Annotated in this window: 9 protein-coding genes; 5 read left to right on the forward strand and 4 right to left on the reverse strand. The window is 72.8% G+C overall.

Features of this window, described 5'->3' with window-relative positions; genetic code table 11:
• Positions 1–139 precede the first annotated feature (139 nt).
• Positions 140–1,927 (reverse strand): glyoxylate carboligase, encoded by a 1,788-nt coding sequence (gene gcl / locus ACGFZN_RS34200; RefSeq protein ID WP_393862347.1) that lies wholly within the window; start codon positions 1,925–1,927, stop codon positions 140–142.
• Positions 1,928–2,180: 253 nt separating this feature from the next.
• Here gcl and ACGFZN_RS34205 point away from each other — a divergent pair, with 253 nt between their 5' ends.
• Positions 2,181–2,945 (forward strand): hypothetical protein, encoded by a 765-nt coding sequence (locus ACGFZN_RS34205; protein ID WP_393862348.1) that lies wholly within the window; start codon positions 2,181–2,183, stop codon positions 2,943–2,945.
• A 117-nt stretch (positions 2,946–3,062) separates the two neighbouring features.
• On the opposite strand, the gene ACGFZN_RS34210 is transcribed toward ACGFZN_RS34205, so the two are convergent.
• Positions 3,063–4,655: an AMP-binding protein gene (locus tag ACGFZN_RS34210; RefSeq protein ID WP_393862349.1), complete on the reverse strand. Its 1,593-nt coding sequence runs from the start codon at positions 4,653–4,655 to the stop codon at positions 3,063–3,065.
• A complete protein-coding gene (locus ACGFZN_RS34215) occupies positions 4,652–6,325 on the reverse strand; it encodes an AMP-binding protein (RefSeq protein ID WP_393862350.1) in 1,674 nt (557 codons plus the stop codon). Before ACGFZN_RS34215 ends, ACGFZN_RS34210 begins: the two co-directional genes overlap by 4 nt.
• Before the next feature lie 111 nt (positions 6,326–6,436).
• Between ACGFZN_RS34215 and ACGFZN_RS34220 the strand changes: the two genes are divergently transcribed.
• The 3 genes from ACGFZN_RS34220 to ACGFZN_RS34230 all read left to right on the forward strand — a co-directional run bounded on the left by ACGFZN_RS34220 (position 6,437) and on the right by ACGFZN_RS34230 (position 11,259).
• Entirely contained in the window at positions 6,437–7,267 is an 831-nt protein-coding gene (locus tag ACGFZN_RS34220) for a LuxR C-terminal-related transcriptional regulator (protein WP_393862351.1), read from the forward strand.
• 153 nt (positions 7,268–7,420) lie between these two features.
• On the forward strand, positions 7,421–10,240 hold the full coding sequence (locus ACGFZN_RS34225) for an ATP-binding protein (protein ID WP_393862352.1): 2,820 nt from the start codon (positions 7,421–7,423) through the stop codon (positions 10,238–10,240).
• A gap of 227 nt (positions 10,241–10,467) precedes the next feature.
• Positions 10,468–11,259: a S1 family peptidase gene (locus ACGFZN_RS34230; RefSeq protein ID WP_393862353.1), complete on the forward strand. Its 792-nt coding sequence runs from the start codon at positions 10,468–10,470 to the stop codon at positions 11,257–11,259.
• A 150-nt stretch (positions 11,260–11,409) separates the two neighbouring features.
• On the opposite strand, the gene ACGFZN_RS34235 is transcribed toward ACGFZN_RS34230, so the two are convergent.
• On the reverse strand, positions 11,410–12,519 hold the full coding sequence (locus ACGFZN_RS34235; protein WP_393862354.1) for a winged helix DNA-binding domain-containing protein: 1,110 nt from the start codon (positions 12,517–12,519) through the stop codon (positions 11,410–11,412).
• Between the two features lie 187 nt (positions 12,520–12,706).
• Between ACGFZN_RS34235 and ACGFZN_RS34240 the strand changes: the two genes are divergently transcribed.
• A complete protein-coding gene (locus tag ACGFZN_RS34240; protein WP_393862355.1) occupies positions 12,707–13,849 on the forward strand; it encodes a magnesium and cobalt transport protein CorA in 1,143 nt (380 codons plus the stop codon).
• The last annotated feature ends 16 nt before the right edge of the window (positions 13,850–13,865 follow it).

Genomic DNA, 13,865 nt, shown 5'->3' on the forward strand with positions numbered 1-13,865 from the left:
GGGCAGATTACGTGCACCGGGGCCCGTCGGCACGGGGGCGGCGGGCCCTTCACGGGGGAGTACGACGGGGGATGCCACGGGGGACGCGGAAGGGCGGCCCGTCCAGCAGGACGGGCCGCCCTTGGTGTGCCCGGCGGTGTCAGACCTTCAGCGGCTTGATCGACGTCGGCGCGTGGCCGGGCTCGGTGGCCAGGTCCTCGAACTCGGTGATGTCGCTGATGTCCATGGTCTTGCTCATCGCGATGTTGGTGACCCGCTCCAGGATCGCCTCGACCACGACCGGCACCTGGTACTCGGCGGCCAGCTTCTTCGCCTGCTCGAAGGCGGCGCCCAGCTGGTCCGGCTCGGTGACCCGGATCGCCTTGCAGCCCAGGCCCTCGGCGACCTTGACGTGGTCGACGCCGTAGACGCCGATCTCGGGCGTGTTGATGTTCTCGAACTCCAGGTTGACCTGGAAGTCGATGTCCAGGCCGGCCTGCGCCTGGCGGATCAGGCCCAGGTAGGCGTTGTTCACCAGCACGTGGACGTAGGGGATCCGGTGCTGGGCGGCGACCGCCAGTTCCTCGATCATGAACTGGAAGTCGTAGTCGCCGGAGAGCGCGACGACCGGGGCGTCCGGGTCGGCCTTGGCGACGCCGATCGCGGCCGGGATGGTCCAGCCGAGCGGGCCGGCCTGGCCGCAGTTGATCCAGTGGCGCGGCTTGTAGACGTGCAGCATCTGCGCGCCGGCGATCTGGGAGAGGCCGATGGTGGTGACGTACCGGGTGTCCGGGCCGAAGGCCTTGTTCATCTCCTCGTACACCCGCTGCGGCTTCATCGGCACGTTGTCGAAGTGCGTACGGCGCAGCAGCGTGGCCTTGCGCTCCTGCGTGGAGGCCACCCAGTCGGCGCGGTCGGGGAGCCTGCCGGCCGCCTTCAGTTCCTTCGCCACCTCGACGAACAGCTCCAGCGCGGCCCTGGCGTCGGAGACGACGCCGTAGTCCGGCGGGAAGATCTTGCCGATCTGGGTGGGCTCGATGTCGACGTGGACGAACTTCCGCTCGCCGCGGTAGACGTCGAGCTTGTAGCCGGTGTGGCGGTTGGCCCAGCGGTTGCCGATGCCGAGGACGAAGTCGGACTCCAGGAAGGTGGCGTTGCCGTACCGGTGCGAGGTCTGCACGCCGACCATGCCGGCGTTCAGCTCGTGGTCGTCGGGCAGCGCGCCCCAGCCCATCAGGGTCGGGATGACCGGGGTCTGGGTCAGCTCGGCGAACTCCACCAGCAGGTCGGCGGCGTCGGCGCCGATGACGCCGCCGCCGGCGACGATGACGGGACGCTGCGACTCCAGAAGAAAGGTGATCGCCTTCTCGATCTGGGCGCGGGTCGCGGCCGGCTTGTAGACGGGCAGCGGCTCGTACGTCTCCGGGTCGAACTCGATCTCGGTGAGCTGGACGTCGATCGGCAGGTCGATCAGGACCGGGCCGGGACGGCCGGAGCGCATCAGGTGGAAGGCCTGCTGGAAGACGCCGGGAACCTGGGCGGCCTCCAGGACGGTCACCGCCATCTTCGTGACCGGCCCCGCGATCGAGGCGATGTCGACGGCCTGGAAGTCCTCCTTGTGGATCACGCTGGTGGGCGCCTGGCCCGTGATGCACAGGATCGGGATGGAGTCGCCGATGGCCGAGTACAGGCCGGTGATCATGTCGGTGCCGGCGGGGCCGGACGTGCCGATGCAGACGCCGATGTTGCCCGGCTCGGTACGGGTGTAGCCCTCGGCCATGTGCGAGGCGCCCTCGACGTGGCGGGCGAGGGTGTGGTGGATGCCGCCGCCCTCCTTGAGGGCCTTGTAGAACGGGTTGATCGCCGCACCCGGCACACCGAAGGCGTCGGTGACGCCCTCGCGCTTGAGGATCTCAACTGCCGCGCGGGCAGCGGTCATTCGGGCCATCGAGTACTCCTGCTTCGGCTTCTCGGATGCGTACTCCCGTCGCGCCCCGCGGTGAGCACAGTCTCCAGATCTGCTGTCATTCCGCATTGCGGAAGTTGTTTTCTACTATCTGGAAGCAATGTAGAAGCGTGGGCCCATGGCGTCAAGAGCGGCCGGGACCGGGCAAGTGCCGGACAAGCGGGGGCCGTGGGGAGGACGATGGGTGCCGCCGTCCCGACGCGACGGATCCGATGCGACGCCTGGGAGATGGGTCATGCCCGAGAGCGTGCCGGTGCGCTGCCCGGCCTGCCGGCGCGAGCACGTCTACATCGCGCCGTCGTACCCCTGCGCGTGCGGCGCGCCCACCGCCCCGCGCCTCGACCCGGCCGCCGCACCGGCCGTGGCGGCCCACCGGGCCTGGGACGACGAGTGGCTCGCCGTGCCCTGCGCCGCCTGCGGACGCCGCAACCAGTGGCCGCGTCCGGAGCTGGGCTGCCCGTGCGGGACGGTCCTGCGCATCCCGATCACGCCCGCGGCGGACACCGGCACACCGCGGGCGGCGGCCGGGCCCTTAGCGGCCGCCCCGGGCACGCCTATGGCGGGGCCCGGGCCTGCCGCCCGCCGCCCCGGCTTCCCGCCGCACCCCATCCGCACCGCCCGCGACGCCGTGACCGTCGCCGCCCTCCATCTGCGCCGGCTCGGCTACGGGGACGTCCGCCGCGCCGACCAGCGGCCCCCGAACGGCATCGGGCTCGCCGCGCCCGGCCTCCTCGCCCAGGTCGACCCCACCGTGCGCCCGGCGTCGTCCCGCGATGTGGAGTGCCTGTGGCTGACGGCGATGACGGAGTCGGCGGACTGCGTGTACTTCTCCCTCGCCGGGTACACCGACGCCGCGCGCAGCGGCGCGGACGCCCTGGGCGTCCCGCTGTTCGTCCTGGACCTCACGGGCGTCCCCCGGCCGGTGAACGACGCGGCCGGCGCACTGAACGCCACGGGCGCACCCGGACCGGGCACCCGGCCGGCTCCCGGCGGCCCCTGACGAAGCCGCCGGCGTCGCGGCGGCCTCCGACGAACCCCGGTCCGAGTGTGCCGCCGACAGCGCGCTCGGCCCGGGGCCCGCCGTGGAACAAGAAGCGGATGCTCGCCCAGAAGCGTTTCACACCCGGTACATCTCGCGCAGTTCGACCTTGCGCACCTTTCCGGACACCGTCATCGGGAAGGAGTCGAGGATCCGCAGCCTGCTGGGGATCTTGTAGTGCGCGAGCCGCCCCTGGCAGAAGGCGCGCAGCTCCTCCAGGGTGAGGGGGTCGGCCGCGTCCTGCGGGATCACGCAGGCCAGCACCTCCTCGCCGTAGCTCTCGTGCGGCACCCCGACGACCTGGACGTCCCTGATCTTGGGGTGGGCGTAGAGGAACTCCTCGATCTCGCGCGGGTAGATGTTCTCGCCGCCCCGGATGATCATGTCCTTGATCCGGCCGACGATCTCGACGTATCCGTCCTCGCGCATCACCGCCAGGTCCCCGGTGTGCATCCAGCGGCCCGCGTCGACGGCCTCGGCGGTCTTCTCCGGCTCGTTCCAGTAGCCGAGCATCACGCTGTAGCCGCGGGTGCACAGTTCACCCGCCGTGCCGCGCGGCCGGGTGACCCCGGTGGCCGGGTCGACGACCTTGACCTCCAGGTGGGGCAGGACGCGGCCGACGGTGCCGGTGCGGTGCTCCAGGTCGTCCTCCATCCGGGTCTGCAGCGACACCGGGGACGTCTCGGTCATGCCGTAGCAGATGGAGACCTGCTCCATGTGCATCTCGGCGACGACCCGCTTCATCACCTCCACCGGGCAGGGCGAGCCCGCCATGATGCCGGTGCGCAGCGAGGAGAGGTCGTACGCGGCGAAGTCCGGGAGGTTCAGCTCGGCGATGAACATGGTCGGCACGCCGTACAGGGACGTACAGCGCTCCCGCTGCACCGCCTCCAGCGTGGCCCCCGGCTCGAAGGAGGGGGCCGGGATGACCATGCAGGCGCCGTGCGAGGTGGCCGCGAGGTTGCCCATCACCATGCCGAAGCAGTGGTAGAAGGGCACCGGGATGCAGATCCTGTCCTGCTCGGTGTAGGCGATCGACTCGCCCACGAAGAAACCGTTGTTGAGGATGTTGTGGTGGGACAGGGTGGCGCCCTTCGGGAAGCCGGTCGTCCCCGAGGTGTACTGGATGTTGATCGGGTCGTCGCAGGACAGTTCCTCGTACGGGGCGTCCCCGGTGCCGCGCGCGAGCAGCGCCTCCCAGCTCGGGTCGCCGATGTACACGACCTCGCGCAGCGCCGGGCACCTGCCGCGGACCTGCTCGACCATGGCGCGGTAGTCGCTGGTCTTGTGGCTCAGGGAGGCGATCAGCAGCGAGATCCCGGCCTGGTTCAGGACGTACTCGACCTCGTGGGTGCGGTAGGCCGGGTTGATGTTCACCATGATGGCGCCGATGCGGGCGGTGGCGTACTGGACCAGCACCCACTCCGGGCAGTTGACGGCCCAGATGCCCACCCGGTCGCCCTTGGCGACCCCGCTCGCCACCAGCGCCTGCGCCAGCTCCTCGACGGCGGCGCCGAACTCGGCGTACGTCCAGCGCCGTCCCGAGGCCACGTCGACCAGCGCCTCGCGCTCCGGCCACCGTGCCACGGCCCGGTCGAGGTTGGCGCCGATGGTGTCGCCGAGCAGGGCGGTGGCACCGGTTCCGTGCGTGTACGACAGCTCGGTGGTCACCGGAAGTCCTCCTCGCGGTACTCGTTCTGGGAGCCCTGGGCCGTCGCCTCGCGCAGCTCGATCCGGCGGATCTTGCCGGAGACGGTCTTGGGCAGCGGGCCGAACTCCAGCCGGCGGATGCGCTTGTAGGGGGCGAGCACCTGGCGGGAGTGCTCGAAGAGGACCTTCGCGGTGTCCGGTCCCGGCTCGTAGCCTGCGGCGAGCACCACGTACGCCTTGGGCACGGCGAGCCGCAGCTCGTCCGGCGCGGGCACGACGGCGGCCTCGGCCACCGCCTCGTGCTCCAGCAGCGCGCTCTCCAGCTCGAACGGGCTGATCTTGTAGTCGCTGGCCTTGAACACGTCGTCGGCGCGCCCGACGTAGAAGATGTATCCGTCCTCGTCCCGGCGTCCGATGTCCCCGGTGCGGTAGTAGCCGCCCGCCATGGCCTCCGCCGTGCGGTCCGGGTCGCCGTGGTAGCCGGTCATCAGGCCGACCGGGCGCTCGGCGAGGTCCAGGGCGATCTCGCCCTCGGCGGCGCCGGGCGCGCCGGAGACCGGGTCGAGGAGTTCGACGCGGTAGCCGGGGCTGGGCCGGCCCATGGAGCCGGACTTCAGCGGCTGGCCGGGGCTGTTGGAGACCTGCACGGCGGTCTCGGTCTGCCCGAAGCCGTCCCGGATGGTGACGCCCCAGGCGCGCCGGACCTGCTCGATGACCTCGGGGTTGAGCGGCTCCCCCGCGGCCACGACCTCGCGGGGCGGGGTGCGCAGCTGGCCGAGGTCGGCCTGGATGAGCATGCGCCACACGGTCGGCGGGGCGCAGAAGGTGGTGACGCCCGCCCGGTCCATCTCGGCCATCAGCCGGGCCGCGTCGAACCGCGTGTAGTTGAACAGGAAGACGGTGGCCTCGGCGTTCCACGGCGCGAACAGGTTGGACCAGGCGTGCTTGGCCCAGCCCGGCGAGGAGATGTTCAGGTGCACGTCGCCGGGTTCCAGGCCGATCCAGTACATGGTCGCCAGGTGCCCGATCGGGTACGAGGCGTGGGTGTGCTCGACCAGTTTGGGGCGGGCGGTCGTGCCGGAGGTGAAGTAGAGCATCAGCGGGTCGTCGGCGAGGGTGGGGCCGTCGGGGAGGAACTCCGCCGGGGCCGTGTACGCGTCCTCGTACGGCTCCCAGCCCTGCTCGGGCAGGCCGCCGACCGCGATCCTGGTGTAGGCGCCGGGCACGCCGTCGAACTTGGCGGTGTCCTCGGCCCGTACGACGACGTGCCTGACCCGGCCCCTCTCCACCCGGTCGCGCAGGTCGGCCGGGCCGAGCAGCGGGGTGGCCGGGATGACCACGGCGCGCAGCTTCATCGCGGCCAGCATGGTCTCCCACAGCTCGGTCTGGTTGCCGAGCATGACCAGGATCCGGTCCTCGGCGGCGACGCCCCGGTTGCGCAGATGGTTCGCGACCCGGTTCGAGCGCTCGGACATCTCGGCGAAGGACAGCCGCCGTTCGCTGCCGTCCTCCTCGACGATGTGCAGCGCGGTCCGGTCGTTGCCGGCGGCGATCACGTCGAACCAGTCCAGCGCCCAGTTGAAGTGCGCGGGCCGCGGCCAGGCGAAGTCCGCGTACGCGGCCGCATAGTCCTCGCGGTGTGCCAGCAGGAAGTCCCGCGCCGCGCGGAACTGCTCGGTCGCCGTCGTCATCTGTCCTCCTCGTGCCGGACCATTGCCGGGCGGCTCTCTGGCATCGTCTAATCCGTGATGCAGGTCTCACCACCCCCGAACGGGGGTGTGGGCGGCAGAAAGGGCGAGCACGTGACGGCAGACGCGGCGGGGGCGGTGGAGATCGGCGGCGCGCTGGTCCGGCTGCGGCGGGCCACGGGCCTTCCCGTCGCCTTCGGCGGCCTGGTGGAGTCCGGCCGGCCGCAGATCCGGATCAGCGAGCTGAGCGGCACGACGACCGCCGCCCTGCGCTCCCTCGCGGTGACCTCGGGCAACGGGCTCGGCGGCAAGGCGGTGGCGCTGGCCCGGCCGTGCGCGGTGACCGACTACTCCAGCTCCCGGCAGATCAGCCACGAGTACGACGCCCCGGTGGCCGCCGAGGGCATCCGCTCGGTGCTCGCGGTGCCGGTGGTGGTGCGGCGCCGGGTGCGCGGGGTGCTCTACGGCGCGCTGCGCTCGGCCCAGCCGCTCGGCGACCGCGCGCTGGGCGCGGCCATGGCCGTCGCGCGGGACGTGGAGCAGGCGCTGGTGGTGCGGGACGAGGCCGGGGAACTGCTGGCGGCGGCCCGGCCGGAGCCCGCCGACCGCGACCGGGGCGCCGCCTGGGAACAGGTCCGCGAGGCGCACGCGGCGCTGCGGGCCCTGGCGCCGCGGATCGGTGATCCGGACCTGCGCGCGGAACTGCTGGCGGCCTGCGGCCTGCTGACGGCGCCGTCACGATCCGGTGGTGTGACCCTGGCGCCGCGGGAACTCGACGTGTTGTCCTGGGTGGCGGCGGGGGCGACCAACGCGGCCGTGGCCGAGCGGCTGGGGCTGCGCCCGGAGACGGTGAAGGGATATCTGCGCTCGGCGATGCGGAAGCTGGGCGCGCACACCCGAGGGGAGGCGGTGACCGCGGCCCGCAGGGCGGGTCTGTTGCCATGACGCGACGGTCGTCAGGAAACCTTCTCATTCCCGTCCGGGCGCCTTGAATTTCCTCATCGTTGACCGTCTGTTATTTCCCTCACCACAGCCTCCGTCCGAATTTCAAGGATCGTTGCCTAGAATTTGGCCCGGACACGACACACGAGGGGAGCGGTGACCGTGCGACGGGACTTCCAGGAGCCTGCCAGGTGCCGCCCCGACCTGGTCATCGGCCGCGAGGACCTGTTCGCCGGTGCCCGTGACCAACTCGCCTCGGGCGGCAGTGTGCTGCTGCACGGTCCCGCCGGAATTGGAAAATCCACGGTCCTGCGGGCATTGGCCGAGGAATACGGCGCCACCGCCCGCACCGTCCTGCGCTGCTCCGCCACCGAGTCCGAATCGCATCTGCCGTTCCTGGCCCTCGCCGACCTGTTCGGCCTGGTCCTCGACGACGTCGCGCCTCGGCTGCCCCTCGCCCAGCGCACCGCCCTGGAGTCGGCGCTCACCGGCCGCGGCGAGTCCAGCCTCCAGCGCGACGGCCTCGCGCTGCGCCTGGCGGTGCTCTCCACGCTGCGTGCGCTGGCCGCGCACGGCGGCGTCCTCGTCGTCGCCGACGACCTGCAGTGGCTGGACCCGGCCAGCGCCGAACTGCTCGGCTTCGCCGCCCGCCGCCTGGAGGGCACCCCGGTGCAACTGCTGTGCGCGGTGCGCACCGAGGGCACCGGGAGCCAGGAGTACGACCGGTATCTGCGCGCCTGCCCGCCGGACACCCTCGCGGTCCGCCTCGGCCCGCTGACCCGCGCCCAGGTCGCCCAGCTGCTCGACCACCGCGGGCACGGCGGCCTGCCCCGCTCCACCGTCCGCGAGATCCACCGCACCTCCGGCGGCAACCCGCTGTTCGCCCTGGAACTCGGCCGGGCCCTCGCCGACAGCCCCACCCCGCCCCGGCCGGGCGAGCCGCTGCCGGTGCCGACCAGTCTGCGCGCCCTGGTGCTCAGCCGCCTGGACATGCTGTCGGTCGAGGCCCGCCGCACCCTGCTGGTGGCCAGCGCCGGCGCCCGCCCCACCATGGCGCTGCTGCACGCGGCCGGCCGGGACAACGCCGAGGCGGAGTGCGCCCAGGCCGCCGAACTGGGCCTGCTGGCCACCGAGCCGGACGCCCCCGCCGTACGGTTCGCGCACCCGCTGATCTCGGCCGCGCTGTACGCGGAGGCGCCCGCGCCCGAGCGGCGGGCCGCGCACGCGGCGCTGTCCACGGCCGCCTCCGACCCGATCGAGCGCGCCCGGCATCTGGCCCTCGCCACCACCGGCACCGACCCCGAGGTCGCCGCCCGGCTCGCCGAGGCGGCCGCCCTCGCCCGGGACCGCGGCGCCCCCTCGGTCGCCGCCCACCTGGGCCTGCTGGCCGCCCGGCACACCCCGGCCGAGGGCGTGCCGAGCCCTCAGGAGCGCCGGCTGCAGGCCGCCGAGGACGCGATCACCGCGGGCGAGATCGACCTGGCCCGGGACATCGCGCGCGAGGTGCTGGCCCGCACGAGCGTGCCCGCCGAACGGGTGCGGGCCTGGATCATCGTCATCGACAGCGCCGGCCACACCATGACCGAGGTCGACGCCGTCTTCCCGCAGGCCCTCGCCGACGCCGGCGACGACCCCCGGCTGCTGGCCCTGGTGCACTACCAGCTGGCCTGGCGGGCGCTGATCGTGGAGGGCGACTTCACCGAGGCCCGCCAGGCCGCCGCGCACGCCGCCGAGCTGGCCGCGCGCGGCAGGGACCGGCGCACCGAGCAGCTCGCCCTCGCCTTCCAGGCGCAGACCGAGACCCTGATGGGCCACCCCGACGCGCCCCGCACCATCAAGCGCGCCCTGAAGGAGCCGCAGGACCCCAAGGTGGCCTGGCACCACAACGGGGCGGGCAGCGCCCGGTTCCGCTGGCTGGTGATGAGCGACCAGCTCACCGAGGCCCGGGCGACGGTCACCGCGCTGCTGCGCGAGGTGCGCCGGCGCGGCTCGGTGGAGAGCGAGGTGCACTTCCTGCGCGGCCTCGCCGAGACCGAACTGCGCGCCGGGCACTGCGGGCGCGCCCTGGAACTGGCCCGCGAGAGCCTGCGGCTGGCCCGGGACTCCGGGATCGGCGAGACCGCCTCGGCGATGCTCACCTCACTGGCGGAGGCCTCCGGCGGCGATGTGGACCGGGCGCTGGCGCTCGCCCGGGAGGCCGTGGAGCACGCCGAGGAGGACGGCGACCAGATGTACCTCTCCCGGGCTCTGGGCGCGCTCGGCCACGCCCAGCTGGTGGCCGGGGACCCGGCGGGCACCGTGCGCTCGCTGCGCCGGGTGCGCACGCTGGAGCTGGCCCTCGGCATCACCGACCCGGCGCGCGGCCGCTGGCAGGGCGACCTCGCCGAGGCACTGGTCCGTATCGGTGAACCGGCCGAGGCACAGGACGTCATCGACAGCAGCCGCGAGCACGCCCTGCGGCTCGGCCGGGAGAGCGTGCTCGCGGTCCTCGACCGCTCCGAGGCCCTGGTGCGGGCCGCCCAGGGCGACCTGGAGGCGGCCGTGGCCCAGCTGACGTCCGCTCAGGACCGGCTCGGCAAGCTCGGCTACGGCCTGGAGGAGGCACGGGCGGCGTTCGCGCTGGCCCGGTTGCGCGGCGGGCGTCCGGGGGCCACGGCGTACGACCAGGCCACCCGCATGTTCCGGCGCTGCCGGGCGCTGCCCTGGCTGCGCCAGGTGGACGAATCCCTCACCGCCCCCGAGCCGGAGCCCGGGCCGGCCGTGCCGGAGGCCCTGGACGCGCTCCAGGTGCTGGCCGCGATGGAGCGTCAGGTGGCCTCGCTGGTCATGGAGGGCGCCACCAACCGGGAGATCGCCGCCCGGCTGTTCATCAGCGTCAAGACGGTGGAGGCGACTCTGACCCGGGTCTACCGCAAGCTGGGGATCCGCTCCCGGGTGGACATCGTCCGATTGGCGGCGGCTCGGCGGGCGCGCTGAGCACCGCCCTAGTTAACTGGGCCGGACCGAGGGTTTTCCCTCACCCGACCCCCTAGGGGGTTCCCTCATTGGGAGCCGGGGGTTCCGGGACCTAGCGTAATGGGCGTGCCGCTCGCCCGGGCACACGGGGTCGGATCCTCCCCCACGCTCCGCTCGAGCGGGGGAACCCGCCCCGTGCTCCACCCCGTGCGATCCCCCACCGGTGCAACCCCCCACTGAGGAGACTCATGTTCGGGTTCAGACGTGCCAGACAGACCGCCGCGACGCTGGTGGCCACCGCCGCCGCCGCGGCGACCACGCTGCTCGCCTCCCCCACGGCGAGCGCGGCCCCGCAGCCCATCGTCGGCGGTACGACCACCACGACGGCGGCGTATCCGTTCGTCATGCAGATCACCGACGCCGCCGGCAACCAGTTCTGCGGGGGCACCCTGGTGGCCGCCACCAAGGTCGTCACGGCGGCGCACTGCATGGCCGGCGAGTCCCCGAGCGGGGTGCGTGTGGTCGGCGGCCGGACCTTTCTCAACGGCACCGACGGCACGGTCGCCAAGGTCAGCAAGATCTGGGTGAACCCCGACTACACGGACGCCACCAGCGGCAAGGACGTGGCCGTCCTGACCCTGGCGACGTCGATGCCGTACAAGCCGGTGTCGTACGTCTCCTCCTCCCAGACGGGCGTGTACGCGGCCGGCACCACGGCCCGGATCCTCGGCTGGGGCACCACCTCGGAGAACGGCAGCTCCTCCAACCAGCTGCGGACCGCGACCGTCCCGATCGTGTCCGACTCCAGCTGCCGTTCCTCCTACGGTTCGGACTTCGTCCAGTCCGACATGGTGTGCGCCGGATACACCTCCGGCGGCGTAGACACCTGCCAGGGCGACAGCGGCGGTCCCCTGCTCATCGGGGGCGTCCTGGCAGGGATCACTTCCTGGGGCGAGGGGTGCGCGGAGGCCGGCCACCCGGGTGTGTACACCCGGCTGGCCGCCTTCTCGGACCTGGTGACCGCGCAGGTCGGCTCGTAACCCGGAAGAGGGACACCTGAGCACCCCTCAGGTAGATGCCAGGGGGGCGTTGCGAGCCACCACGAGCGGCCCGCAGCGCCCCCCTCTCCACGTCCGCCCCCGTGGAACGGAACGCGTCGGTGGTCCGCCCCTCCGGCGGTCCGGGCGGTCTCAGGACCCGGTCACGGTTCCGAAGCGGATGTCGTACGGCGTGTCCGGGTGCAGGACGCGGAGCATCCGCTCCGCCTCCGCGGCCACCTCGTCCCGCCGGCTCCGGGCCGGCTCGGCGAAGGTCTCGATGACCAGGGCGCCCGCCTCCAGCTTCCACAGGCCCGCGAGGAAACCGTCCACCAGGAGCGTGCGGTAGGCCTGGTTGCCCCGCCAGTGCCGGCCCCGGTACGCGGGCGGTACGACGCGGGCACGGTCGGCGTGGGAGAGCAGGAGGTTTTCGAACTCGGGCAGGAAGCGGGGCGGGGCCGGGGTGTCCGGGTCGGGGCGCGGGGCATCGGGGAGGTCGAACAGCTCGGTGCCGGACGGGTCCTGGAAGACCAGCAGCCGGGGGCGGAGCCGCTCGAAGGCGTCCCGCAGACGGGTGAGCCCGGCCCATGTCTGCATGTCCCTGACCGACGCCGGGCCGAACGCGGCGAGATAGCGCAGGATGACGGACTCCGGCTCGGGCGCCGTGCTCGCCGGGCGGCCGAACCAGTGCTCGGCGGTGGTGAGGGCGACCTGCCCGCTGCGGCCCCACAGTCCGCGCGGGGTGACCTGGACCAGCGGCAGGGTGCAGCGGGCGGCGACGGCCAGGGCCCGCGGATCGGCGTCGGGCCAGCGCGCGCTCAGCGCCTGCCGCAGCTGGGCCATGGTCCGCGGCTCCTCCTCGACCGACTCGCGGACGACGGCGGCCAGGACGCCCAGGTCGACGCCGGTCAGACCCGCGCGGAACTGGCCCAGCTCCCGGTCCCGGGCCGGCTGGACGAAGGGCCGCAGGGCGAGGCAGTCGTCGGCGGTGTGGGTGTGGAGGGTGGAGCGCAGGGTGACGATGCGGGCGACCTCGCGGTCCGCCATCAGCGCGGACAGCTGCCCGGGCCGGAAGCCGTCGAGGCGGGCGGCGAGGGCGTAGTAGGGCGGCTGCACGTTCTGCGCCTGCAGTCCGAGCAGGTGCGACACGGCGCCGAGCGGGTCGAGCGCGGAGCGGCGCAGCAGCAACTGCCGTGCCAGCGTGGCCCGGTTGAGGGCGCGGATGTCCAGGAGGGGGGCCTTCGTCGTCCTGCTCTTCGTCATGGCCGCACGCTAACCCCGATGGCGGACAGCCTCCGTCCTCGATCCGGGCCCGCCCCGCGCAGCAGGACGTCGGCCTGTTCCGGCGCCCCGCGGATATCCTTCTCCTGCGGTACCAGTGGTTTCCTCCGAACCATCCCTGTCCCCGCTCAAGTGGTCAGGCGCAGCCGGCGCGACGGAGAGGCAGCCGATGTCCGAGCGAGAGAACGGCAGGAACGGCGGGCGCAGGCCCGTCTGGCGCCGCGCCCCCACCCCGCCGCAGTCGCCCGTCGCCGAGGCGCCCGCACCCGCCGCCGGCGAGGGGGCCGAGCCGGCGAGCATCGTGCAGGCGGCGCTCTACCGCGACGGCGTCCGCCTGTCCTCCCCCGCCACGCTCGCCGAGACCTACCGCGAGCTGCGCGAACAGCCCTCGGGCATGGCCTGGATCGGTCTCGCCCGGCCCACCGAGGCCGATCTGCACTCGCTGGCCGCCGAGTTCGGCCTGCATCCCCTCGCGGTGGAGGACGCGATGGAGGCGCACCAGCGGCCCAAGCTGGAGCGGTACGGCGAGACGCTGTTCGTCGTGCTGCGCGCCGCCCGCTACCTGGACGCGCCGGAGGAGGTCGACTTCGGCGAGCTGCACGTGTTCGTCGGACCGGACTTCGTCATCACGGTCCGGCACGGCGCGGCCCCGGACCTGTCGGCGGTCCGCCGCCGCATGGAGGACTCCCCCGAACTGCTCAAGCTCGGCCCCGAAGCGGTCCTGTACGCGATCCTCGACGCGGTCGTGGACGGCTACGCCCCGGTGGTCGCCGGGGTCCAGAACGACATCGACGAGATCGAGACCGAGGTGTTCCGCGGCGATCCCGAGGTCTCCCGCCGCATCTACGAACTCTCCCGTGAAGTGGTGGAGTTCCAGCGTGCCACCCGCCCGCTCGTCGGCATGCTGCACGCCCTGATGGCCGGCTTCGCCAAGTACGAGACCGACGCCGAACTCCAGCGCTATCTGCGGGACGTCGCCGACCACGTCACCCACATCAGCGAACGCGTCGACGGCTTCCGCCAGGCCCTCTCCGAGATCCTCACGGTCAACGCCACTCTGGTATCCCAGCAGCAGAACGCGGAGATGCGGGCGCTGGCGGAGGCCGGCTTCGAGCAGAACGAGGAGGTCAAGAAGATCTCGTCGTGGGCGGCCATCCTCTTCGCGCCCACCCTCGTCGGCACGATCTACGGCATGAACTTCGACCACATGCCGGAGCTGCACTGGCTGTTCGGCTACCCGTTCGCCGTCGCGCTGATGGGCGTGGTCTGCCTGACGCTGTACGTCGTCTTCAAGAAGCGGGACTGGCTGTAGCGGACGCGGCCGGGAA

The sequence above is a fragment of the Streptomyces sp. NPDC048192 genome (genome assembly GCF_043202415.1).
GTDB lineage: Bacteria > Actinomycetota > Actinomycetes > Streptomycetales > Streptomycetaceae > Streptomyces.